The 21,057-nt window shown below is 71.1% G+C and carries 21 protein-coding genes; 10 read left to right on the forward strand and 11 right to left on the reverse strand.

Going from position 1 to position 21,057, the window contains the following annotated elements; all coding sequences use genetic code 11:
* Nucleotides 1-129 precede the first annotated feature (129 nt).
* The 3 genes from ACFXKG_RS15585 to ACFXKG_RS15595 all read right to left on the reverse strand — a co-directional run bounded on the left by ACFXKG_RS15585 (nt 130) and on the right by ACFXKG_RS15595 (nt 3,959).
* A complete protein-coding gene (locus ACFXKG_RS15585) occupies nt 130-2,397 on the reverse strand; it encodes an ATP-binding protein (RefSeq protein WP_384838039.1) in 2,268 nt (755 codons plus the stop codon).
* Complete coding sequence (locus tag ACFXKG_RS15590; protein WP_384838042.1) at nt 2,394-3,068, reverse strand: DUF4255 domain-containing protein; 675 nt, start codon at nt 3,066-3,068, stop codon at nt 2,394-2,396. The genes ACFXKG_RS15585 and ACFXKG_RS15590 overlap by 4 nt, the downstream gene beginning before the upstream one ends.
* Nucleotides 3,069-3,320: 252 nt before the next feature.
* A complete protein-coding gene (locus tag ACFXKG_RS15595) occupies nt 3,321-3,959 on the reverse strand; it encodes a LuxR C-terminal-related transcriptional regulator (RefSeq protein WP_384838045.1) in 639 nt (212 codons plus the stop codon).
* 116 nt (nt 3,960-4,075) lie between these two features.
* On the opposite strand from ACFXKG_RS15595, the gene ACFXKG_RS15600 reads away from it, so the two are divergent.
* Nucleotides 4,076-7,000 (forward strand): LuxR C-terminal-related transcriptional regulator, encoded by a 2,925-nt coding sequence (locus tag ACFXKG_RS15600; RefSeq protein WP_384838048.1) that lies wholly within the window; start codon nt 4,076-4,078, stop codon nt 6,998-7,000.
* 332 nt (nt 7,001-7,332) lie between these two features.
* On the opposite strand, the gene ACFXKG_RS15605 is transcribed toward ACFXKG_RS15600, so the two are convergent.
* The 3 genes from ACFXKG_RS15605 to ACFXKG_RS15615 form a co-directional block, all read right to left on the reverse strand.
* Entirely contained in the window at nt 7,333-8,109 is a 777-nt protein-coding gene (locus ACFXKG_RS15605) for a hypothetical protein (RefSeq protein ID WP_384838051.1), read from the reverse strand.
* A gap of 139 nt (nt 8,110-8,248) precedes the next feature.
* On the reverse strand, nt 8,249-8,701 hold the full coding sequence (locus tag ACFXKG_RS15610) for a hypothetical protein (protein ID WP_384838052.1): 453 nt from the start codon (nt 8,699-8,701) through the stop codon (nt 8,249-8,251).
* 115 nt (nt 8,702-8,816) lie between these two features.
* Nucleotides 8,817-8,939 carry a hypothetical protein gene (locus ACFXKG_RS15615; protein ID WP_382895673.1) on the reverse strand — a complete coding sequence of 41 codons (123 nt, stop codon included), beginning with the start codon at nt 8,937-8,939 and terminating at the stop codon, nt 8,817-8,819.
* Between the two features lie 330 nt (nt 8,940-9,269).
* On the opposite strand from ACFXKG_RS15615, the gene ACFXKG_RS15620 reads away from it, so the two are divergent.
* Genes ACFXKG_RS15620 through ACFXKG_RS15630 form a run of 3 tightly spaced genes read left to right on the forward strand, consistent with a single transcriptional unit; the run spans nt 9,270 to nt 10,926 of the window.
* A complete protein-coding gene (locus ACFXKG_RS15620) occupies nt 9,270-9,527 on the forward strand; it encodes a hypothetical protein (RefSeq protein ID WP_384838055.1) in 258 nt (85 codons plus the stop codon).
* Nucleotides 9,502-10,035 (forward strand): DUF6879 family protein, encoded by a 534-nt coding sequence (locus tag ACFXKG_RS15625; RefSeq protein WP_384838058.1) that lies wholly within the window; start codon nt 9,502-9,504, stop codon nt 10,033-10,035. Before ACFXKG_RS15620 ends, ACFXKG_RS15625 begins: the two co-directional genes overlap by 26 nt.
* Nucleotides 10,036-10,062: 27 nt before the next feature.
* A complete protein-coding gene (locus ACFXKG_RS15630; RefSeq protein WP_384838061.1) occupies nt 10,063-10,926 on the forward strand; it encodes a helix-turn-helix domain-containing protein in 864 nt (287 codons plus the stop codon).
* On the opposite strand, the gene ACFXKG_RS15635 is transcribed toward ACFXKG_RS15630, so the two are convergent.
* Nucleotides 10,826-11,785, reverse strand: coding sequence for an AraC family transcriptional regulator N-terminal domain-containing protein (locus ACFXKG_RS15635; RefSeq protein WP_384838064.1), 960 nt, complete (start codon nt 11,783-11,785; stop codon nt 10,826-10,828). The two genes, ACFXKG_RS15630 and ACFXKG_RS15635, sit on opposite strands and share 101 nt — an antisense overlap.
* A gap of 87 nt (nt 11,786-11,872) precedes the next feature.
* On the opposite strand from ACFXKG_RS15635, the gene ACFXKG_RS15640 reads away from it, so the two are divergent.
* Nucleotides 11,873-12,883: an aldo/keto reductase gene (locus ACFXKG_RS15640; protein WP_384838067.1), complete on the forward strand. Its 1,011-nt coding sequence runs from the start codon at nt 11,873-11,875 to the stop codon at nt 12,881-12,883.
* A 192-nt stretch (nt 12,884-13,075) separates the two neighbouring features.
* Here the strand turns inward: ACFXKG_RS15640 and ACFXKG_RS15645 are convergent, their stop codons facing one another.
* Both ACFXKG_RS15645 and ACFXKG_RS15650 read right to left on the reverse strand, forming a co-directional pair.
* On the reverse strand, nt 13,076-13,507 hold the full coding sequence (locus ACFXKG_RS15645; RefSeq protein ID WP_384838070.1) for an ester cyclase: 432 nt from the start codon (nt 13,505-13,507) through the stop codon (nt 13,076-13,078).
* Nucleotides 13,508-13,691: 184 nt separating this feature from the next.
* The gene (locus ACFXKG_RS15650) at nt 13,692-14,942 is read right to left on the reverse strand and encodes an ROK family protein (RefSeq protein WP_384838073.1); all 1,251 of its coding nucleotides are present in this window, start codon (nt 14,940-14,942) and stop codon (nt 13,692-13,694) included.
* 189 nt (nt 14,943-15,131) lie between these two features.
* On the opposite strand from ACFXKG_RS15650, the gene ACFXKG_RS15655 reads away from it, so the two are divergent.
* Genes ACFXKG_RS15655 through ACFXKG_RS15670 form a run of 4 tightly spaced genes read left to right on the forward strand, consistent with a single transcriptional unit; the run spans nt 15,132 to nt 19,738 of the window.
* Complete coding sequence (locus ACFXKG_RS15655) at nt 15,132-16,100, forward strand: carbohydrate ABC transporter permease (RefSeq protein WP_384838076.1); 969 nt, start codon at nt 15,132-15,134, stop codon at nt 16,098-16,100.
* A 40-nt stretch (nt 16,101-16,140) separates the two neighbouring features.
* Nucleotides 16,141-17,082, forward strand: coding sequence for a carbohydrate ABC transporter permease (locus ACFXKG_RS15660; RefSeq protein ID WP_384838463.1), 942 nt, complete (start codon nt 16,141-16,143; stop codon nt 17,080-17,082).
* 26 nt (nt 17,083-17,108) lie between these two features.
* The gene (locus tag ACFXKG_RS15665; RefSeq protein ID WP_384838080.1) at nt 17,109-18,482 is read left to right on the forward strand and encodes an ABC transporter substrate-binding protein; all 1,374 of its coding nucleotides are present in this window, start codon (nt 17,109-17,111) and stop codon (nt 18,480-18,482) included.
* A gap of 56 nt (nt 18,483-18,538) precedes the next feature.
* Nucleotides 18,539-19,738: a Gfo/Idh/MocA family protein gene (locus ACFXKG_RS15670; RefSeq protein WP_384838082.1), complete on the forward strand. Its 1,200-nt coding sequence runs from the start codon at nt 18,539-18,541 to the stop codon at nt 19,736-19,738.
* 93 nt (nt 19,739-19,831) lie between these two features.
* On the opposite strand, the gene ACFXKG_RS15675 is transcribed toward ACFXKG_RS15670, so the two are convergent.
* Nucleotides 19,832-20,239 (reverse strand): RidA family protein, encoded by a 408-nt coding sequence (locus tag ACFXKG_RS15675; RefSeq protein WP_384838085.1) that lies wholly within the window; start codon nt 20,237-20,239, stop codon nt 19,832-19,834.
* Between the two features lie 109 nt (nt 20,240-20,348).
* Here ACFXKG_RS15675 and ACFXKG_RS15680 point away from each other — a divergent pair, with 109 nt between their 5' ends.
* Nucleotides 20,349-20,729: a winged helix-turn-helix transcriptional regulator gene (locus tag ACFXKG_RS15680; RefSeq protein WP_384838088.1), complete on the forward strand. Its 381-nt coding sequence runs from the start codon at nt 20,349-20,351 to the stop codon at nt 20,727-20,729.
* Between the two features lie 26 nt (nt 20,730-20,755).
* Here the strand turns inward: ACFXKG_RS15680 and ACFXKG_RS15685 are convergent, their stop codons facing one another.
* Entirely contained in the window at nt 20,756-21,040 is a 285-nt protein-coding gene (locus tag ACFXKG_RS15685) for a hypothetical protein (protein WP_384838091.1), read from the reverse strand.
* Between the last annotated feature and the right edge of the window lie 17 nt (nt 21,041-21,057).

The raw sequence follows: 21,057 nt of genomic DNA on the forward strand, positions 1-21,057 counted from the left end.
GAGTTCTCACTCCGGCCGCCGCCCCTTCCGCCACTGCCCGGGTGTCCGAATCTCCGGGTTCCGGGTCTCCGGGCCTCCGGGTTCCGGGTTCCGGGTCTCCAGGTGTCCGAATCTCCGGGTGTCCGGGTGCTACCAGTCCCCGCCGTCCAGCACCAGCCGTCCCGCCTTGCGGTACTCGCGCTGCGCGCCCGTCAGCAGGTCGCCGGTGGCGACGGGTTCGCCCCGTCCCGCCGCCGCGTACGCCGCCGTCACCACCGCGCTGCGGATCGAACCGCCCGCCAGCTCGAAGTCCTTCGCGCACGGGGTCGGATCGATGTCGTCGGCGCACGGGACATGCTTGAGGCTGTGGCGCCAGAGCGCGAGGCGCTGCTCGGGGTCGGGGAACGGGAAGTCGATGACCAGGTCCAGGCGGCGCGTGAACGCCTCGTCGATGTTGCCGCGCAGGTTGGTGGTGAGCAGAGCGATACCGTCGAAGGACTCCAGCCGCTGGAGAAGGTAGGCGCTCGACATGTTCGCGTACCGGTCGTGCGCGTCCTTCACCTCCGAGCGCTTGCCGAAGACGGCGTCGGCCTCGTCGAAGAGCAGCACCGCGTCCGTACGGTCGGCCTCCGTGAAGATCCGCTCCAGGTTCTTCTCCGTCTCGCCGATGTACTTGTCCACGATCGACGAGAGCTGTACGACGTAGAGGTCCAGGCCGAGTTCGGCGGCGACCACCTCCGCGGAGAGGGTCTTTCCCGTACCGGACCCGCCCGCGAACAGCGCCAGCACGCCCCGTCCGCGCCCGCCGCCCGCGCTGAGCCGCCAGTCGCCGAGGACCCGATCACGGTGGCGGGAGCGCAGGGCCAGTTCCCGCAACTGTCCCAGCGGCCGGTCGGGCAGGACGAGATCGTCCCAGGTGACGTCGGGGCGGATCCGCCGCGCGTGCTGTTCGAGGCCCGACGCCGACTGCTGACGCGCGGCGAGCCGGACATGCTCCGCCGACAGCGGGGTACCGTCGAAGTCGGCGAGGTCGAGCGCGGTGCGCGCCGCGCGGTTGATCCCCTCGTTGCCGAGCCGGTAGGCGGCGACGACGGGCGCCAGATCGAATTCCAGCTCCGTCCCGGCCCCCGAGAGCCCGGCCAGCGCGTCCGTCCACGCCTCCAGGTTGCCCGCCCGCTGCCGGGGCGTGTCCAGCACCAGGGGCTCGCCGCCGGGCTCCCCGCCGTTGTACCAGCGCGGGTCGTACGGACGGGTGCTCGTGAACACCACCGTCACATCGGCGACCGCCAGCGTCCGCACCAGCTCGTGCGGCTGTTCCGGGAGCGAGGTGACGACGACGGCCGAGCCGGACAGCCGCGCCTCGCGGAGGAGTTCCGCGTACGGAATGTCCGCCTTCGACGGGGTCTCCCCCTGCGGCCGCTCGCCCTGCGACCACTCCCACGCACCCGGCAGGAGATGCATCGCCGGGATCCCGGCCGCGTCCAGGGCGGCAGTGGCGCAGGCCAGGCCCTCGCCCTCGCGGTGTTCCCGCAGATAGACCGTGCCGTGACTCTCGGTGAGGCGCCTGACCAGCCGGGAGACCACCAGGCCGGCGCCCGAACCCGGATCGTCGCCGGGTCCGTACGCGGACGGGCGGCCCTCCCTGAAGGGCAAGGGCCGCACTATCCTGTCCAGCGCCGCGTCCGGGGTGTCGTCACCCAGCAGATGCGCCACCACCCGGTCGGGGACTTGCAGGTTGCGGCTGAGGAAGGGGCGCTCCGGATCCTCCACCACGATCAGCCCCAGTGCGACCAGCGGGGCCGACGCCTGGAACCTGGACCGTCCGGCGGGCGAGTACGCCGGGATCCCGCACAGTTCGAGCGCGAGCCCGGTGGTGGCCCGGCGGCGGCTGACGTCGTCGTTGAGATAGCCGTACAGCGCCTCGAAGGTGCGGTCGAGGTCGGGCGCGAGGGCGATCAGCAGGATCGTGGCGTCGAGTTCGCTCAGGCGCAGCCGCCGCGCGAGCTGATGCAGCCGGTCGCTCCATGCGGCGGTTTCCTCCACGGAGGCCCGTGCGTCGGCGGGGGCCGGCGCGCCGACGGGGACCTGTCCGTCGGCGGGGGCCGGTCCGTCGGCAGGGGCCGGCGCGTCAGCGGGGGCCGGTCCGTCGGCAGGCACCGGTCCGCCGGCCGAGACCGGTTCAGCCTCTTCGGGGGCAGAGCCCTCCGGCTCTCCCGGCCTTCCTGTGTCCTCCGGCCCTCCGGGCCCTCCTGTGCCTCCCGGCGGCGAGAGCAGTCGCCAGACCGCCTCCTCCGACAGGTACAGCCCCCGCAGGGGATCCGCCGCCGTCGGGTCGTCGGCGCTGCGGAGTTCGACCAGCCGCGCCACCCGCTCACGCAGCCCGGTCACCCTTCCGAGCAGCGGAGACACCGCGTTCATCCCTTCTCCCCCGGGCCCACACCGAACTTCGTCGGCCCGTCCTTCTTCTTCAGGTGCCGGGGAAGGTGATGCCGCTCGCTCCGGGCGGTCTCCGGGCCACCCATGTCCCTGACCCGTACGCCCACTCCCTCGACGACCGGCGGGCCCGGATCGAACTCGCGGTAGGACGGGAAGGGCACGGTGATCACCACGTCGAGCGACGGCTTGAGTTCGCCGCCGAGCGCCGACCAGATGTCGGCGAGCGAGCGCGCCTCGGTGTGCAGACCCGCGACGGACACCGGGACGTTGAGACCGAGTTCGGCGAGCCCACCGGTCAGTTCCGCCGGGGCGAGCAGCTCATGGGGCAGGAGCGTGGCCAGCACGGCCGAGAGCAGCCGGTGTTCGTCCTCCGGACGCTTGGTCCAGGCGGTGACGAGATACGCGAGCCGGAACCAGCGCGGTGGCGGTCGCCGTTTCACCACGATGCCCTGCTCGTCACGGACGGCGCCCGCGCCGCGCTCGCGCCGCCGGGTGTCCTCGCGGATGTCGTAGAGATACGCGTCGATGGTCGGGGCGTTCTGACGCGCCGCCCAGTCACGGGTCGGGGCCTCGAAGGTGACCTCGACGCCCGAACCGGCGAGGGCTCCTCCGGTCAGCAAGCCCTTGAGGACATCGTCCACCTCGTGGATCACGGTCGCAGCCCTTCACGTCGTACATCGTCGCGGGTCGGCCGGCACCGCCGCCCGCCGAGGGGGTGACAGCCCGTTCGGAGAACAGTCCGCGGCCCTCGGACGAACAGTCCGCGGCCCTCGGCGCGCCGGTGTGACGGCACGGCACACCCCAGGCAATCGTGGACCGCGGAGCATCCGCTCCACGAGGCACGCACGGGACGATCAAGGGGCAGGCTCCTCTGCCCCCGGGAACCTTGACTCAGGTCCGAACCATCAGATGTAGCCTTCCCGCAAGGCATAGGCCACGGCGTGGGCACGGTTGCGGAGTTGCAGACGGGTCGTCAGACCGTGCATGACATTTTTGACCGTGCGTTCGGAGTACGACAGTTTGCTGGCAATCTCCCCGGTATCCATCCCCTCGGCCACCAGCCGGAGGACGTCCACCTCGCGCGGCGCCAGACCCGACGCGGGGGCGCCCGGCACGTTGGTGGTGCCGCGCTGCAACGTGCCGACCTGGGTGATCAGGCGCCCCAGCAGGTCGGACGGCAGGTCTCCGTCACCGCGTGAGGCGGCCAGGACGGCCTGGAGGAGCCGGTGTCCGGTGGCCTCGCGGCGCCAGACGATCGCGCCGACTCCGCACTCGATCACCTGGAGCAGTTCGGCCTCACGGATCAGACTGGTGACGAGGACGGCCCGGGTGCCGTCCGCCCTGACCAGCCGGCGCAGCCGGGACAGGGTGGGTTCGTCCAGCGCCTCGGCGAGCAGCACCGCGACCGTTCCCGGCCGTCCGGTGGCTTCTTCGACGAGCTCTATCTCCGGCTGCCTGCGGAGCTGGCTGGCCGCTCCGGCGAGGGAGAGCGGGTCCGATGCGTGGACCTCGACCGGGATTCTGGCCGGGGTACGGAGAACCATTCCCTTACGTCCTTGCGTTAGCGGAACAATCTCTTCCCACCGTCCCTCTCTCAGGGCAAGGGCCGCAACCGTGGCCCACCACGAGACCGACCACGAGATCGGCGGGAGGTCCACCCATGACCGCGGCATCGGACGCGCCCCTGGGCGCCGGGCCGGGCACCGGCCCGGACCACACCACCACCCCGTTCCCGAGGACACCCCCACCCCCACCCATGTCCCCTTCCATACCCTCCCCTTCCTCCCCCTGGCCGAGGCTGCTCGAACGCGAGGCCGCGCTCGACCTCCTCGCCTTCGAGGCGGGGCGCGCGCTGGACGGTTCCGGCCGGCTGGTCGTGTTCCGCGGCCCGACCGGCACGGGCCGCAGCACGCTGCTCGAAGCCGCGGCGGCACTGGGCACGAAGCTCGGCATGCGGGTGCTGCGGGCGCACGCCTCCCCCGGCGGCGCCGAGGGGCCCTTCACCCTCGTACGCCAACTCCTGTCCGTGCCCGACCGCTTCGCCCCTGACGAGGACAGCCCGGGGGCGCTGTCCTCGGCCCGGCTGTGGCAGGTGCTGTGCGGGTACGCGGCCCTGTCGCCGCTGCTGGTCGCCGTGGACGACGTCCATCTCGCCGACCAGGAGTCCCGGCGCTGGCTGACGGAGAGCGCCCGCAGGCTGACCGGGCTGCCGGTGCTGATGGTGGTGACCGAACGCGGCCAGTACGACATCGCGCCCCCGTCACCGGGCCTGGCCCACGCGCTGCCGCCCGCGACGGTCGGCTCGCACGCGCTGGCGCCGCTGAGCCGGGCGGCAGCCGAGCGGCTGATACGCGGCGCCCCTGCCGGGACCGGGGAGCAGGCCGCAGCCGCGTCCGAGGAGTGGGTGGAGGGCTGCGTACGGGCGGGCGCGGGCAACCCGCTGCTGCTGGGGGCGCTGCTGGACGATCTGCGGGCGGTCTTCCCGGACGCGCACGGAGATACGGAGGCGAAGCTGCCGACGAGCACCGCCGAGCTGTATCCGGGAGCCTTCGTCGCGGCCGTGTCGTGGTGGCTGGAGAGCGCGGGGTCCGGCACGGCGACCGTGGCCAGGACGCTGGCGGAGCTGGCGGGCGACGACGACACCGACGACGTGGGCGGCCTGCTCGCCGAGGTGACCTGGGCCGACCCGTCCCGTGTCGCCGGCTGGCTCACCGCCATGGTCCGGCTCGGCGTGCTGCGCCGCGACCCCGTCCACGGCGGCCCCCGCTTCGCCCACCCGCTGCTGCGCGAAGCCGTGCTCGACGGCTGGCCCCGCTCGCACCGCCAGGCCGTGCACCGGCGCGCCGCCGAGCTGCGCCGCCGCCGGGGCGACCGGGTCGGCGCCGTGGCCGCGCATCTGCTGCGTACGCCGTCGGACGGTTCGGCGTGGGTGCCGGGGACCCTGCTGGACGCCGCGTCCGCCGCGGCGCGGGAGGGCAGGACCGCCGACGCGGTCGCCTTCCTCCGCCGCGCGCTGGACGAACCGCTGCCGCGCGAGCGCCGGGCGGCGGTGCTGGCCGAGCTGGGCGCGCTGGAGTTCGCCACCGTACGGTCGTCGGGGATATCCCGGCTCGCCGAGGCGCTACGGCTTCAGGAGCGGCCGCGGGAGCGCGTGATGACGGCGGTCACGCTGGGCACGGCGCTGGCCCAGGGGGGCGAGCCGCACGCGGCGTTCGACGTACTGCGCGGGCTGGGCGCCCTGGAGGACGAGCCCGTCCTGGCCCGTACGGTGCAGACCGCGGCCGCGCTCCTCTCCGACCACGACCGGGAGATACGGCGCCGCGTCTACGCCCGGCTGCGCGAGACCGCGGCGAACTCCCCGGAGGGGATGAGTCCGGCCGTACGGACCCTGCTCATCCGGTACGAGGCGACGGCCGGGCTGATCTCCGCCGACTGGGCCATGCGGCAGATCCGGCGGCTGCTGACCGCGCCGGAGGATCCGCTGCTGGTGCCGTACCTGCTGGGTACGGCGGCCGCCGTGGCCCAGTGGGCGGACGCCCGGGACGACGCGGAACGGCTGGTCAGGGCCGGGCTGACGGAGCACCGGCTGTCGCCGCTGCACCCGATCCACCCGTCCCTGGTGAACGTGCGGGTGGACACCGCCGCCGCGGGCGGGCAGTACGCGCGAGTGCTGGAGGAGACGGCCGGCGTGGTCCCGCCACCGCCGGACGCGCCGCGCGCCGGGCCCAGCAACTTCCTGGCGCACCGGGTGCTGGCGCTCGTGGAGCACCACCGTACGGCGGAGGCGGAACGGCTGGTCACGGGCGTCAACGTCAGCGAGGCGCACGACAGTTGGGAGCTGAACCGCTTCCTGTACGCGCGCGGCGTGCTGCGCGCCGCCACCGGCGACCACGCGGGCGCGCTCGCCGACTTCCTGGAGTGCGGCAGCCGCCAGACCGGCCGGGACATCGAGAGCCCGGTCGTCACGCCGTGGCGCTCGGCCGCCGCCGAGTGCTATCTCGCGCTGGGCCAGCCGCAGGAGGCGCTGGCGATCGCGGAGGTGGAGTACCGGTACGCGACCGTGTGGAACACCCCCCGGGTACGGGGCCGGGCGCTGCGCGTCCTGGGCGCCGCCACGGGCGGCAGGCGCGGCCTGGAACTCACCGGCGAGGCCGTCGAGGCCCTGCGCAACACCCCGCTGGACACCGAACTCGCCCAGGCCCTCGTCGCGCACGGCCGCCAGCTCGTCGCCGCGGGCCGCCCGGGCCGGGCCCGCCCGCTGCTCCGCGAGGCGGCATCGACGGCCGAACGCCTGGCGGCGCCGCGCCTGCTGACCATGGCGGAGACGGCACTGCGGGCCAGCGGCGCCCGCCGCAGGAACACCCCGCTCACCGGCACGAATTCCCTCACGGCGAGCGAACGCCGGATCGCGGCACTGGCGGCGGACGGCAGCACGAACGCGGAGATCTCCGAACTGCTGCACCTGGCCAAACGCACCGTCGAGACCCATCTGACCAGCACCTACCGGAAGTTGGGCATCCGCAGAAGAGCGGAACTCAAATCGGCCCTGGCCCCGCTGCCGCCGCACCCCACGGAATCCCCCTAGGCGCGCGGGCCGATAACTCGGCCGGCGGGATTCGTACAGCGGGATTCGTACAGCGAGGCTCGGACAGCGGGGTTGTGAGCGCGAGGTGGTGAGCGCGGGTTGTACGCGACCGGGGACGTGGCGCGCCGTACCGGGCTGAGCGTCAGCGCCATCAGGGTTGGCCCCGGAGTCTCCGCGGGCCCAGGACATCGCCACCCGCCTGCCGACCTCGATCGCCGAGTTCGACGCCGGGTTGAGCGGGCTGAGCCGGATCCCCGAAGAGCCCCTCCCGGTGCTGACGTTCGCGGTTCCGCACCGCACCGCACCGCACCGCACCGTGCTGCGCCGCCGTGTCAGCCTGCTGTGCCGCGGGGCTCGTCGCGGTCCCAGAGCATCCCGGCGACCGTGGCCGGCAGTGCTGTCGCGGCCCAGATGACCACGGTCGCCACCACCGCCGTCCAGGCGTCCCAGACCTGGCCCGCGAGGATCGCCACGGCGATCGGCAGGGCCACCACGCCTACGCATTTCGCCGGACCGAACGGGACCCGGGGTGCGAAGGGGCGGCCCGCGGCGAGGCGGCGGGCCCGACCGGCGCCCCGGAACGTGGCGATGAAGGCCAGGATCGCCAGCCACGCGGCGGCCAGCGCGACCCCGACGAGCATCGTGGCCTTCTCGTCCGGCAGGCCGGGCAGCGTCTCGCCGAGCCCGTCGTGGCCGACGGAGACCTGGACGTTCCGCCAGGTGGTGACCTCCACCTCGTCCCCGGGCTTGATGCGCTCCGACAGGTCGCCGTGCGTATCGAGGTCCAGCGGCCGGTCCGCGGGAGCGGGAACCGGGCCCCGCAACCGCACCTGGAAGACCATCGCCCTGCCGCTCTTGACCGGCTCGGCGGAGAGCACCGTTCCGCGGATCGTGCGCAGGCAGTCCGCCGTGTCCTCCGGCGCCGCCTCGCTGCCGCAGGGCCGTGCGCCCTGGAACGCCTCCTCATCGGCGACCCGTTCGCGTACCGGAACACCCGCGGCGGCGGAGAGCCCCAGCAACACCACCCCGAGCAGCGCCCACGCCACCGCCCGCAGCCACGCCACCCGTGGCCGGACCGGTTCCGCCCGCCAGCCTGTCCGCACCGTCATCCCCGTCATCCCCGTTGCCCCCTCCGGTCTGCGAGCATTGAGCCACACAGCGCCGATCGGGCGACAGGGTGGAGTACGGCAGCGGCGTACCGCCGTGAGGCTGCCGGGATCCGGCAACCTCACACGACCGGGACGGCGATCACCCCTTCCGTGCCGCCTCCCCGGAATACGGGCACACCCCTCGCGCCTGACGCGCCCGCGCCGGATCGTCGAACGAGAAGCGGCCGACGTGAAGGCGGTCGTGCCCGTACATGTTCCGCCCGAGTTCCGTCGTCCCGTCGAGCTCCAGCGACCAGGCGGCACCGTACAGTTCGAGCCCGCCGGGCTTGGGCAGGCCGCGCCCGCTCCACCCGACACAGATCAACCAGCACGCCTCGGCGAAACCGGCCCCGGCGGCCGAACCGTAGAGCCGGGCGGGATCGTGCCGCGCGGCAGTCCCCATGAGTGACAGATCCGGCGCGGCGGGGGTGGGTACATGGCCGATGACGGCGGTGTCGCCGACATGGCCGGTGGTGGTGTAGGCGAGAACGGCATACCGGTCGGGCCAGGTGTGCAGCAGCGCCAGTACGGTCACCCGTCCGGTCCCCGTCATGATCCGTCCCACGTTCTCCCTCTCTGATGAAGGAGCACCCCGGTCAGGGCGGGTCCCGGCCTGACCGGGGCGCTCCTCGCTGGTTCACCGGCCTCAGGCCACAGGGCCCGCGAGCTCAGGCCGCGTTGTCTCCGCAGCCCGAGGACGGATTGGACCCGCCACCATCGCCGTCCTCGATATCGGTGTTGTCCGGGTCCGCCTGGACGAGCGGCCCGATTCGTGCGTGGATGATGGCCATGTGCCGTTCCCTTCTTCACGACGGGCGGTGCACGGACCCGCTTCGGTCGCTGTCCTGCCAGGGAAAGAGCGGCCGGAGCGGGCATCGAACGGCGCGCGACGCCTGAGCAGCCCTTGGCCCGCGTCACAGGCCGACCCCACCCTTTGCGTCGATATGCGCGTTCATGTCCGGGACCGTAGACGCCCGGGTCGCGCCATCTCAAGCAATGTGCATGGATGTGCGCACAGCGATTTCACGTAACGGTATGGCGGCTGCACGTCCTTGACGAGCCGTCAGTTCGGCTTGAGAATCGTGCACATTGGCACACAGCCCGAGAAGGAGTAGGCGACCATGGACTTACAGTTCATCGGCATCGACCCTGAAACAGGGAACGTAGGTTCACCCACCGCGTGGGTGGACAACAGCACGGCAGACATCCTGATGCAGAGCTACACCGCGGACGACGCCACGTGCCGCGCTTGCGCGGAGAACACCGCCCCCGGACACGCCAAAGGGATCCCGGCCGGCGAGACCGTCATCCGTATCCCCGTCCATCTGGTGCCCCTGCTGAGGAAGGCGTGCGATGTCGCAGAACAAGCCCGACTTTAAGGAGCTCCTGGCCGCCACTCAGCGCTCCGCCGTCCATCTGGAGATGCGCGACGTCTACGGCGTGGGCGACGAGTCCGCCGACTTCAGCGAGTGGAAGCGTTCCGGCCGACGGGACACCGACCCCGCGTCCGAGTACTGGGCTCCCTGGGTCGACCTGATCAGTGGTGCCACCGCCCGAGGGGTCGTCGTACGGCGTGCTCGCGTCGTCTCCGAACCGGTCACCGACTACATCCGGTACGAGCACGCCGGGGCCGGGGTCAATGTGCACGCGGGTGAGCAAGTGCGATGGCTGGCCAGGCGCAATGCCGCCACGCTGTTGCTTCCCGGCAGTGATCTGTGGATCTTCGACAGCGCGACCGTGATGTTCAACCACTTCGGCGGAGAAGGGGATTGGGCGGAGCCCCGGATGGAGCTACGGTCGGAGGCGGACGTCGTCAAGCAGTGTGTCGACGCCTTCGAAGCCGTATGGGAGCGCGCCGTCCCGCACGGCGCGTACGAGATCCGCTGACAAACGAAGACCGGTAGGCCAGTTCCCGTGCCCATATCCCCGTCCTCCTCCGCCCAAGCCGCCCGCAAGAACGTCGCCCGGCGGCTGCGCGACCTCAGGAGGGACGCGGGACTCACGGGTACGGAGCTGGCCTCTGCGTGTGGCTGGCACCACGCGAAGACCTCGCGCATGGAAAACGCGCGGACTCCGCCGTCACCGACCGATATCCGCCTGTGGTGCCGGGCCTGCGCGGCCGAGGACCAGGCGGAGGACCTGATCGCCGCGTCCCTGCACGCGGAATCGCTCTACACGGAGTGGCGGCGCCGGGCCCGTACGGGTCTCCGCCAGATCCAGGAGAGCTACACGCAGCTGTACAGGTCCACCAAGGTGTTCCGTGTGTACACGACTGGCCTGATCCCCGGCATGTTGCAGAGGGAGGGTTACGCGCGAGTCCTGCTCAGCACGAACGCACAGCTCCTGGACGTTCCGGACGACGGTGCCGAGGCGGCAGCGGCCCGCGTGAAGCGGTCTCAGATCATCCACGAGGCCGGACATCGCTTCGTACTCCTGGTGGAAGAACACGTACTCCGCTTCCAACTGGGCGACAGCGACACGATGGCCGCCCAGCTCGGTCATCTCCTCGGCGCGGGCGCCCTTCCCTCCGTTTCGTTGGGAGTGATCCCGATGAACACGGCGCAACGGCCGTTGTGGGTGCAGGAGACGTTCAGCGTCTTCGACGACACTCTGGTCAATGTGGAACTGCTGTCGGCGCAGGTGAACATCACCCAGCCATCCGAAATCGCCCTCTATCTCAAGGCGTTCGAGGAGCTTCAGGCCCTGGCCGTGTACGGCGCCCAGGCGCGGGCGCTGATCGTGCGGGCGATCGAGGCCCTGGACCGGGACGACCGGTGAGTCGGGCGCGGAGCCGGGTGGCGTCCTGTCCCGGGGGCAGGCCGTAGGCGCTGCGGTACTCGCGGCTGAACTGGGTGGCGCTCACATATCCGACCGCCTGTGCGATCTGGGCCGCGGTGGCGTCGCCCGCGACCAGGCGCCGCCGGGCCTCCTGCAGCCGCAGGTGCTTCTGGTACTTGAGCGGGCTCATACCTGTGGCCGCTTTGAAGTGCCGGTGCAGGCCGGCCGGGCTCAGGTGCGCGACCGCGGCGATCGCGTCGATGCTGAGCGGCTCGGTGTAGTGCTCGCAGATCCACCGGGCCACCCGGCGCACCCGGCTCGTGGTCGAGTCGGCGAGCAACCACTGGCGCAGGACGGCGCCGAGAGAGCTACGGAGCAGCCGGTAGAGGATCTCGCTCTCGATCCGGGGGGCCAGGGGGCCGATGTCCTCGGGGGTGTCGAGGAGTTCGGCCCAGCGGGTGACCGCGTCGACGAGTTCCGGGGGCATCTCCGCGCTGATCTGCCCCGCCGCGGCCGACGGGACGGCCGGGCCGGTCTCGTCCAGTTCGATGAGCAGGCCGGCGAGCACCTGCTCGTCCAGCCGCATGAGGACGGACCGGTAGGGCACCTCTTCCAGGCAGACGGCGGCGGGCAGGTCGACCGTGGTGAGAAGCATGTCGCCGGCGCGTGCGACCAGGCCGAGGTCTCCTGCGGTGGTGCGCTTCGCGCCGTCGGCGATGAAGCAGATCATCGGCTCGTACAGCAGGTCGGTGGGCTCGACGGGTTCGTGCACCGCGACGAGGGAGAGCCTGGGGATCTTGCCGTCCGAGTCGGGTACCCCGCAGTGCCGGTCGATGACCGTGGCCAGGCGATCGAGCACCGCACGCTCCGTTCCTGAGGGGATCAGGCAATTCTATGCGACCCGTGCCCCATGCCCGCCGGGCTCCGGTTCTCTAGCGTCGAGGGCATGGCACACGACACGACGAACCTCCCCCGCCGGACTCTGGGCGGCCAGGGGCTCCAGGCCGGGGCGATCGGCCTGGGCACCATGGGCATGACCATGGCCTACGGGGCCCCGGACGAACAGAGCGGCATCGCCACGATCCGCCGCGCCCACGAACTCGGCGTCACCCTCTTCGACACCGCGGAGCTGTACGGCCTGGGCACCGGCAGCAATGAACAGCTCCTCGGCCGCGCGGTGAAGGACTTCCGCGACGACATCCTGCTCGCCACCAAGTTCGGCTTCGACCTCAGCGACCCGGCCAGGATCGGTGCCGCTTTCGACAGCCGTCCCGAGCACATCCGCGAGGTCGCCGAGAGCAGCCTCCGCCACCTCGGCACCGACCGCCTCGACGTGCTCTACCAGCACCGCGTGGACCCGGACGTACCCGTCGAGGACGTGGCCGGCACGGTCGGGGAACTGATCGCCGAAGGCAAGGTGCGTTACTTCGGGCTGAGCGAAGCCGGCCCCGACACCATCCGGCGGGCCCACGCGGTCCACCCGGTCTCGGTGCTGCAGACGGAGTACTCGGTGTTCGAGCGGGCCGTGGAGGCCGACGTCCTGCCGGTGGTCCGGGAACTGGGCATCGGCTTCGTGCCGTACTCGCCCCTCGGCCGCGGCTTCCTCACCGACGCCGTCAAACCGGCCGCCGACTACCCCGCCGACGACATGCGCAGCCAGGACGACCGCTGGCAGCCCGGCAACTACGAGAAGAACCTCGCCGCGGTCCGCGAGCTGACCGCCCTGGCGGAGGGCAAGGGCATCGCGGTCACCCAGCTGGCCCTGGCCTGGCTGCTCGCGCAGGGCGACGACATCGTGCCCATCCCGGGCACCCGCAGCCCACGACGCCTGGAGGAGAACGTGGCCGCCGCCCAGGTCACCCTCTCGCCCGAGGACCTCCGCCGTATCGAGGAGATCCTGCCGCACGGGGCGGCCGGCTCCCGCTACTCCGCGGCCATGATGCCGGACTGGCGGTAACCGACGGCCCGGGCCCCTGGCCCGGCCGAACCAGCCGAACCGCCGGGCCGGTCCCGTCCGGACCCGTCCGGACCCGTCCGGACCAGCCGCTCCCTCCCCACTGCCCGCGGGGAGGGAGCGGTTCCGCGGGTGCATCTGCTCCCCAGGTACCTCGGCTCAGGGCCTACGTCGCGCAGGGCTATGACCGCGTCCTCACGGAGCGCTCCCGGGAATCACGCCGAGCTGCCGCATCTGCGCGAAGACATCGACGACGCCCCAGACCTCGGCGATCCGGCCGCCCGCGAAGCGGAAGATGAAGATCTCGTCGTATCTGACGGACCTACCGGTGGGCGGGAGGTCCCGGTACTCGCCCCGGTGGGTTCCGGTCACCGTGTTTCTGACGACGACCTTGTCCCCCTCGGCGATCACGTCCTCGATCTCGACATGGAGGTCGGGGAACGCGCGAAGGAGCACCGTCCACACGTGCTTGAGCGCCTGCGCCCCCGTCGCGCCCATCGGTACGGGCGCGTGGAAGAGCAGGTCCGGCGCGACGACCTCGTCGATGGTCTGCGCGATGGCCTCCGCGTCACCGCTGTTCAGGACGGAGTGGAAGCGGCTGAACGTCGCTTTGTTGCTGGCTGTCATGGGGGAACTCCTCCGCCGTGCCGGTGGTTTCACATCCCTGACGGGACGGCCCCTCCCCGATGTGACATCGGCGAACGTGCACCTGCTCCGTACAACCGCCGGTCCGTCACTGCGACGTCTTCGGCACGTCCGTCACTGCGACGTCTTCGGCCGGTCCGTCACTGCGACGTCTTCGGCCGGCCCGTCACTGCGACGTCTTCGGCCGGCCCAGGACCAGGATCTGGATCGCCAGGACCGCCGCGCCCCGCGCCCAGTCGTTGAAGTCGGAGATCTTGGTCTCCAGCGCGACCGGTTCCGCGAGCGGGTGGCGGTTGGCGGCGATCGCCTCGTCGATCGCCGGGTTCGCCACCTCGACCAGGCCCACGCCCTCCCCCGCGAGGAGAATCTTCTGCGGCATGGCGAAGTTGGCGATCTGCGCCACCACCGTGCCGAGCGCACGCGCCGCCTCGTCGATCACGCGGGCCGCCAGGGGGTCCCCCGCGGCGGCGAGCGTGAGGATCTCGTCGTACGTGTGCTCCCGGCCGGTGGCCGCCGCGACCTGGTAGCGGATGCTCGGGATGGAGAGCAGCGAGACGGCGCTGCCGCGGTCGCCGTCCGGAGTGAGGGGGCCGTGGGGGTTGACGATCCAGCGGCGCCCGATGCCCCGGCCGTCGTCGCCGGAGCGGACCAACCGGCCGCCGATGACCAGGCCATACCCGACCCCGGCGCCGATGGTGAGGACCGCGAAGCGGTCCAGGCCGCGCCCCGCGCCGAACCACGCCTCCGACTCGACCAGCGCCGCCACGTCGTTCTCGACGACGACGGGCAGGTCCGTGCGCTGTTCGAGGAGGTCGGCGAAGGGGGCGCCCTCCCAGCCGAGGAAGGGGGAGGTGACCACGCGGTCGGGGCCGATGACATGCCCCCCGATGCCGACGCCGATCCCGGCCAGACGCGGGAACTCCACCGCGAAGTCCGTGGTCATCGCGTCCAGGAGGTCGGCCACGTCCACCGGATCGCGGGTCCGGAGGGAACGGGCGCGGGCGGCGACGACATCGCTCCTGAGGTTGGTCACCACCCCGTAGACCGTGTCCTCGGTGATCTTGAACCCGGCGAAGAAGCGGGAGTCCGCGACGACGTCCAGCGGCTGGGAGGGGCGGCCCTGCCGCGTGGCGGGGGAGGGAGAGGGGGGAGGGGAAGGGGGAGGCGAAAGGGAAGGCGAAGGGTAGAACGCCGGGGGCGGGTCCTCCACCAACAGGCCCGACTCGATCAGCGGCTTGGTGAGCCGGGTGAGGCTGCCCGCCGACAGGTTCAGCTTCCTGGCGATCTCGCTGCGCGACACCGGTCCGTGCGTCAGCACCTCGATCGCCACCGCGCGCTCGGCGGGGCTCAGCGGTGCCCAACTGGCGGAAAGCATGCCCGTGTTCCCCTTGTTCCGGTCGCTCGCAGTGGAGTCCATGACGGTGCTCCCGGTTCATCGTAGCCAGGACCAGTACCCTCATTTTATTTCACCACGGAAGAAACTGAACCCCCGCACCGAAACTTCTGCGCCTTGAACTCGCATCAGCACACCCCTTGACGCGGTGATTCTTTCAGTACGAAAGTAACCCCCACCTCCGAGGACGAGTCATGGACAAGGGAGTCTCTGATGACTGTCGCCTCACACGGCGCACCATCGGGCCGCGCGGCGCCCGGCACCACGGTGATGCCGAAGACCGCGCAGACCAGGAACACCGACGGCGGCGGGCGCGGGGACGGGCTCCTCGCGGCGGTCTTCATCGCCCCCGCCCTGCTCGGCTTCCTGGTCTTCCTGCTCTGGCCCACCCTGCGCGGCATCTACCTGAGCTTCACCCGCTACAACCTGCTGACGCCCGCCGAATGGGCGGGCCTGGACAACTACCGCCGGATGATCGACGACCCCATCTTCTGGGGATCCCTGCGCGTCACCCTTGAGTACGTCTTCATCAACATCGGCGTCCAGACGGTCGCCGCCCTCTGCATCGCCGTCCTCATGCAGCGGCTGACCAATTCCTCCCTCCTGCGCTCCGTCGTCCTCACCCCGTACCTGGTCTCCAACGTCGTCGCCGGCGTCGTCTTCCTCTGGATCCTCGACACCCAGACCGGCATCGGCAACGAGATCCTGGGGGCGCTCGGCTTCGACCGCATCGCCTTCCTCGCGAGCCAGGAATGGGTCATCCCGAGCGTCGCGCTGATCAACGTGTGGCGCCACGTCGGCTACACGGCCCTGCTGCTCTTCGCCGGGCTCCAGGCCATCCCCGGCGATGTGTACGAGGCCGCGCGGGTGGACGGCGCCGGTGAGGTGCGGATGTTCTGGCGGATCTCGCTGCCGCTGCTGCGGCCGGTCCTCGCGGTGGTCCTGATCATGACGGTCATCGGCTCGTTCCAGGTCTTCGACACCGTGGCGGTGGCCACGACCGGCCCCGGCGGCCCCGCCAACGCCAGCAATGTCCTCCAGCTCTACATCTACGACTCGGCGTTCGGGCGCTTCCAGTTCGGCTACGCCTCCGCCATGTCCGTGGCGCTGCTGGCCGTCCTCAGCGTGATCACGATCATCCAGTACCGGGTCACCCGGGCCGGCGAGACGGACCTCGGCTGATGCGCCCGCCCCCGTACGAAGGAGTTGTGCCGTGGCTGTCCTGACGCCCGCGCAGTCCGACGCCCCCGCGCCCGCGCCCGTATCCCGGCCCGCGACGCCGGGGCGCCGCCGGCCCTCGCCCGGCCGGATCGCGGCCTGGGCGGTGATGGTCGCGGTCGTGCTCATCACCGTGCTGCCCTTCTACTGGATCGCGCGTACGGCCCTCTCCTCGAACTCCGCGCTCACCACCGACCCGGCCAACCCGCTTCCCGTGGACTTCAGCTGGGGCGGATTCGAGCGGGTCTTCGGGCTGCAGAGCACGGAGGAGGCGCTCGCCCAGGGCGGTTCCGGCGGCTCCCTGAACTTCTGGCGCTATCTCCTCAACTCGACCCTCGTGGCAACACTGGTGACGGTCTGTCAGCTCACGTTCTCCGCCATGGCCGCCTACGCCTTCGCCCGGCTGCGCTGGCGCGGCCGGGACCGGGTCTTCGGGCTCTTCCTCGCCGGGCTGATGGTGCCGTCCATCTTCACGCTCCTGCCGAACTTCGTCCTGGTGAAGGAACTCGGCCTGGTGGACACCCTCCTCGGGATCGCCCTGCCGACGATGTTCATGACGCCGTTCGCGGTCTTCTTCCTGCGGCAGTTCTTCATGAACCTGCCCCGGGAGCTGGAGGAGGCCGCGCTGCTGGACGGCGCGGGGAAGGTACGGATCTTCTTCCGGCTCGCCCTGCCCATGGCGTCCGCGCCGATGGCCACCCTGGGCGTCCTCACGTACATCACGGCGTGGAACGACTACTTCTGGCCGCTGATGGTCTCGTACGGCGACAGCTCGCGCGTCCTGACCGTGGCCCTGTCGGTCTTCCGGTCGCAGACCCCGCAGACGGGCACGGACTGGGCCGGGCTGATGGCCGCGACGCTGGTCGCCGCGCTGCCGATGCTCGTGCTCTTCGGCGCCTTCGCGCGGCGGATCGTCAACTCCATCGGCTTCAGCGGACTCAAGTGAGGCGGTACCCAGTGAAATGGCATCAAGTGACCAGTTCACGCCGGCTGTCCCGGAGGTCGGCCGCCCTCGTCGGTGCCGTGTCCCTCTCGCTCCTCGCCGCCGGGTGCGGCGCGCAGGACTCGTCGTCCTCCACCTCGCGAGACAACACGGTCTCGTACTGGCTCTGGGACGCCAACCAGCTGCCCGGATACGAGGCGTGCGCCAAGGGGTTCGAGAAGGAGAACCCGGGCGTCCGGGTCGACCTCTCCCAGACCGGCTGGGACGACTACTGGACCAAGCTCACCGCGAGCATGATCGCGGGCACCGAGCCGGACGTCTTCACCGACCACATCACCAAGTTCGCGCAATTCGTCGACCTGGACGTGCTCGCGCCCCTCGACGAACTGCCCGCCACCCGAGGCATCGAGGACTCCGACTACCAGCCCGGTCTCGCCGCCTCCTGGGTCGGCCAGGACGGCCACCGCTACGGCGCGCCCAAGGACTGGGACACCATCGCGATGTTCTACGACAAGAAGAAGACCGACGCCGCGGGCATCTCCGCGGAGACCCTCAACTCCCTCGACTGGAACCCGGTCGACGGCGGCAGCTTCGAGAAGACCGTCGCCCGTCTCACCGTCGACACCAAAGGCCGGCGCGGCGACGAGCCCGGCTTCGACAGGAACAGCGTCAGGACGTACGGGCTCGCCAGCAACGACGCGGGCGAGGGCGACGGCCAGACGCAGTGGAGCGCCTTCGCCGCCTCGGCGGGGTGGAGCTACACCGACAAGAAGGCGTGGGGAACGCGCTACAACTACGACGACAAGGCCTTCCAGTCCACGATCGACTGGTACTTCGGCCTCGCGAAGAAGGGCTACCTCGCCCCGTACACCGTCTTCTCCCAGTCCAACCAGGCCGACGTGCAGCTCGGTTCGGGCAAGGCGGCGATCGCGCTGCACGGCTCCTGGATGACCAAGACCATCTACGGCTTCAAGGGCATCGACGCGCGCACCGCCCTGACCCCCGTCGGCCCCTCCGGCAAGCGCGCCACGATGCAGAACGGCCTCGCCGACTCCCTCACCAAGCGCGGCGCGAAGAAGCCCGCCGCCCAGAAGTGGGTGGCGTATCTCGCCTCCGACGCCTGCCAGACGGTGATCGGGCGGCAGGGCGGCGTCTTCCCGGCCACCAAGGCGGGTACGGACGCGGCGATCGCGGCCTACCGGAAGGAGGGCATCGACGTCACGGCCTTCACGCGGCCGGTCGCGGACGGGACGACGTTCTCGTTCCCGATCACCAACTACGCGGCGGACGTGGCCGGGCTCATGCGCCCCGCCATGCAGGACGTGTACGCCAACGGCGCGCCGGTGGGAAGTCTCACCACGACCAACCGGCAGATCAACCTCATCCTCTCGCAGGACGGCTGAGACACACTCCCGGCCGCCTGCCCTCTCGACGCAACAACAACCATGAAAGGTGTGTCATGTCCTTCTCCCTCGGCATTGTCGGCGCCGGCCAGTTCGCGGGGCAGTTCGCGAAGCTCTGGCGCCTCCACCCCGGCGTCGGCGACATCTTCGCGACCGACCTGCTCCCCGAGCGGGCCGAGAAGCTGGTCTCCGAGTACGACCTCGCCGGCACCCTGCCGTCCTTCGACGCCCTGCTCGACTCGGACGTCGACGCGGTGGCGGTCTTCACCCAGCGCTGGACGCACGGCCCGCTCGTCGTCCGGGCACTGCGCGCCGGGAAGCATGTGTACTCGGCGGTGCCGATGGCCGTCTCCGAGGAGGAGATCGCCGCGATCATCGAGGCCGTACGGGAGACCGGCCTGACGTACATGATGGGCGAGACCAGCCAGTACAACCCGGCCACCGTGTACGCCCGTGACCAGGTCGCGGACGGCGCCTTCGGCCGGATCTTCCACGCCGAGGGCGACTACGTCCACGACATGGACCTGGGCTTCTACGAGGCGTACCAGTACAGCGGCGGCGAGGAGTGGAAGTCGACCGCCAGCTACCCGCCCCTCCTCTACCCGACCCACTCGGTGGGCGGGGTGCTCGGCGCCTGGCGGACGCACGCGGTGAGCGTCTCGGCGATCGGGGTCAGGGACGAGCGGGGGGACGGGGTCTTCGACAAGGACGTCAGCCAGTTCGACAACGACTTCTCCAACGCGACGGCGCTGTTCGAGGTCGCGGGCGGCGGTTCCTTCCGTATCAACGAGTTCCGGCGCGTGGGCTACCCGTCTCACATCCGGGAGTCGCGCTTCCGGTTCTTCGGTACGGAGGGGAGCCTGGAGCAGCTCGCCACGGTCAGCCTGTGGCAGGACAAGGAGGGCGTCCAGGACGTCACGGACCACCTCCGGCCCAAGCCGACCCTCTCCCCCGACGACCCGTCGCTCGAACATGTCGCACCCGCGCTGCGGGACGCCTTCACGTCGGGCTCGGCGCCGGTGCACGACCGGTCCCGGCTGCCGGAGGAGTTCAGCAACGTCTCCAACGGCCATGAGGGAAGCCACCACTTCCTCGCGGACGACTTCGTGACCGCCGTCGGTACGGGCACCCTGCCGCCGGTCAACGCGTGGGTCGCGGCGCGCTACACCCTGCCGGGGATCGTCGCGCACGCGTCGGCGCTGAAGGGCGGGGAACGGCTCCCGATCCCCGACTTCGGGGACGCGCCCGAGCGGTAGGAGCGGGGGGAGCGGGAGCAGCGTCGGCAAGAGGATCGCGTACGGGGATCGCGTACGGCGTGAGCCGGCCGGGAAGGGCCGGCTCACGCCCGCTCAGTCGAGGACCGCGGTGGCTTCGACCTCGACCAGGAGATCGGGTGCGGCCAGGGCGGCGACCCCTATCCCGGTGAGCGGCGGGACCGGGGTGACCCCCAGCTTCGCCGCCGCCCGGGCGACCCCCGCCTCGACCAGCGGCATCTTGTCCGGGGTCCAGTCGACGAGGTAGACGGTCAACTTCGTCACGTCGTCGAAGGAGGCACCGGCCCCGGCCAGCGCGGTGCCGACGTTGAGATAGCACTGCTCGACCTGCGCGGTGAGGTCGCCCGCGCCGACGGTGGCCCCGTCGGCGTCCCAGGCGACCTGTCCGGCGACGGAGACCAGCCTCGATCCCGTCGCGACCGACACCTGGCGGTAGAGATCGATCTTCGGCAGTCCGTCGGGGTTCATCAGGGTGATGGTCATGCCGCCCACCTCTTCTGTGGTCTCTCGTGGTCTCTTGTGGTTACTCGGAAACCGTAGGAGAGTGAGCGCTGACATGGAAGAACGCACTTTTCGGTGACTGGGGAACCTGATGGTGACCAAGCAGTACAGCGGCTCGCCCGACGAGGCCGACCTCAGGCGCGCGGACTCTCTGGCGCGGGAGATCTTCTCGGACATCGCCAACAAGTGGGCGCTCCTGATCATCGAGGCCCTCGGTGAGCGCACGCTGCGCTTCAGCGAACTGCGCGACGAGGTGGAGGGCATCAGCCACAAGATGCTCACCCAGAACCTGCGCCTGCTGGAGCGCAACGGCCTGGCCGTGCGGACGGTGCACCCCACGGTGCCGCCGCGGGTCGAGTACACCCTGACCGAGCCGGGCCGGGCCCTGCGGTCGACCGTCGACGCCATGTGCGACTGGACCCACCGGTACCTCGCCCACATCGAGGCGTCCCGCAGCGGCTTCGACGCCTGACGGGCGGTGCCTCCCGTACGCGCGGCTCAGCCCGCGGGCTCTCGCTCCTCGGACGTCGACGCCCGGACCCGCGCCAGCCGGTCCGCGAGCGCGCGCAGCCCGTCGAGGCGGTGGGCGTCGTACGCGAGCGAGAGACAGGGTCCCCTGCGCGGAATGATCGTCACGCGCGGCCGCGCCCCGTCGCTGAACTGCAGCCGGGGCTCCTGCCAGATGTGATAGCGGTGGGTCCCGGAGAGACCGAACACCTCCAGCACACTGCCGTCGAAGACGAGCAAGGCGTTGTCATTCGCTTGCGCTTCGTACCAGAGCATGCACGGGAGGCTAGACG

Origin of the sequence: Streptomyces sp. NPDC059255 (assembly GCF_042752355.1) — a bacterium.
In the GTDB taxonomy this organism is placed as follows: Bacteria; Actinomycetota; Actinomycetes; order Streptomycetales; family Streptomycetaceae; genus Streptomyces.

Excerpts from the sequence above, each read along its gene's own strand:
- ACFXKG_RS15625 (WP_384838058.1), top strand. The coding sequence starts at position 9,502 with ATGTCGCAGAACAAGCCCGACTTTAAGGAGCTCCTGGCCGCCACTCAG.
- ACFXKG_RS15675 (WP_384838085.1), bottom strand. The coding sequence starts at position 20,239 with ATGACCATCACCCTGATGAACCCCGACGGACTGCCGAAGATCGATCTC.
- ACFXKG_RS15670 (WP_384838082.1), top strand. The coding sequence starts at position 18,539 with ATGTCCTTCTCCCTCGGCATTGTCGGCGCCGGCCAGTTCGCGGGGCAG.
- ACFXKG_RS15620 (WP_384838055.1), top strand. The coding sequence starts at position 9,270 with ATGGACTTACAGTTCATCGGCATCGACCCTGAAACAGGGAACGTAGGT.
- ACFXKG_RS15650 (WP_384838073.1), bottom strand. The coding sequence starts at position 14,942 with ATGGACTCCACTGCGAGCGACCGGAACAAGGGGAACACGGGCATGCTT.
- ACFXKG_RS15685 (WP_384838091.1), bottom strand. The coding sequence starts at position 21,040 with ATGCTCTGGTACGAAGCGCAAGCGAATGACAACGCCTTGCTCGTCTTC.
- ACFXKG_RS15605 (WP_384838051.1), bottom strand. The coding sequence starts at position 8,109 with ATGACGGTGCGGACAGGCTGGCGGGCGGAACCGGTCCGGCCACGGGTG.
- ACFXKG_RS15595 (WP_384838045.1), bottom strand. The coding sequence starts at position 3,959 with ATGGTTCTCCGTACCCCGGCCAGAATCCCGGTCGAGGTCCACGCATCG.
- ACFXKG_RS15615 (WP_382895673.1), bottom strand. The coding sequence starts at position 8,939 with ATGGCCATCATCCACGCACGAATCGGGCCGCTCGTCCAGGCGGACCCG.
- ACFXKG_RS15640 (WP_384838067.1), top strand. The coding sequence starts at position 11,873 with ATGGCACACGACACGACGAACCTCCCCCGCCGGACTCTGGGCGGCCAG.
- ACFXKG_RS15600 (WP_384838048.1), top strand. The coding sequence starts at position 4,076 with ATGACCGCGGCATCGGACGCGCCCCTGGGCGCCGGGCCGGGCACCGGC.
- ACFXKG_RS15645 (WP_384838070.1), bottom strand. The coding sequence starts at position 13,507 with ATGACAGCCAGCAACAAAGCGACGTTCAGCCGCTTCCACTCCGTCCTG.
- ACFXKG_RS15680 (WP_384838088.1), top strand. The coding sequence starts at position 20,349 with ATGGTGACCAAGCAGTACAGCGGCTCGCCCGACGAGGCCGACCTCAGG.
- ACFXKG_RS15585 (WP_384838039.1), bottom strand. The coding sequence starts at position 2,397 with ATGAACGCGGTGTCTCCGCTGCTCGGAAGGGTGACCGGGCTGCGTGAG.
- ACFXKG_RS15655 (WP_384838076.1), top strand. The coding sequence starts at position 15,132 with ATGACTGTCGCCTCACACGGCGCACCATCGGGCCGCGCGGCGCCCGGC.
- ACFXKG_RS15610 (WP_384838052.1), bottom strand. The coding sequence starts at position 8,701 with ATGACGGGGACCGGACGGGTGACCGTACTGGCGCTGCTGCACACCTGG.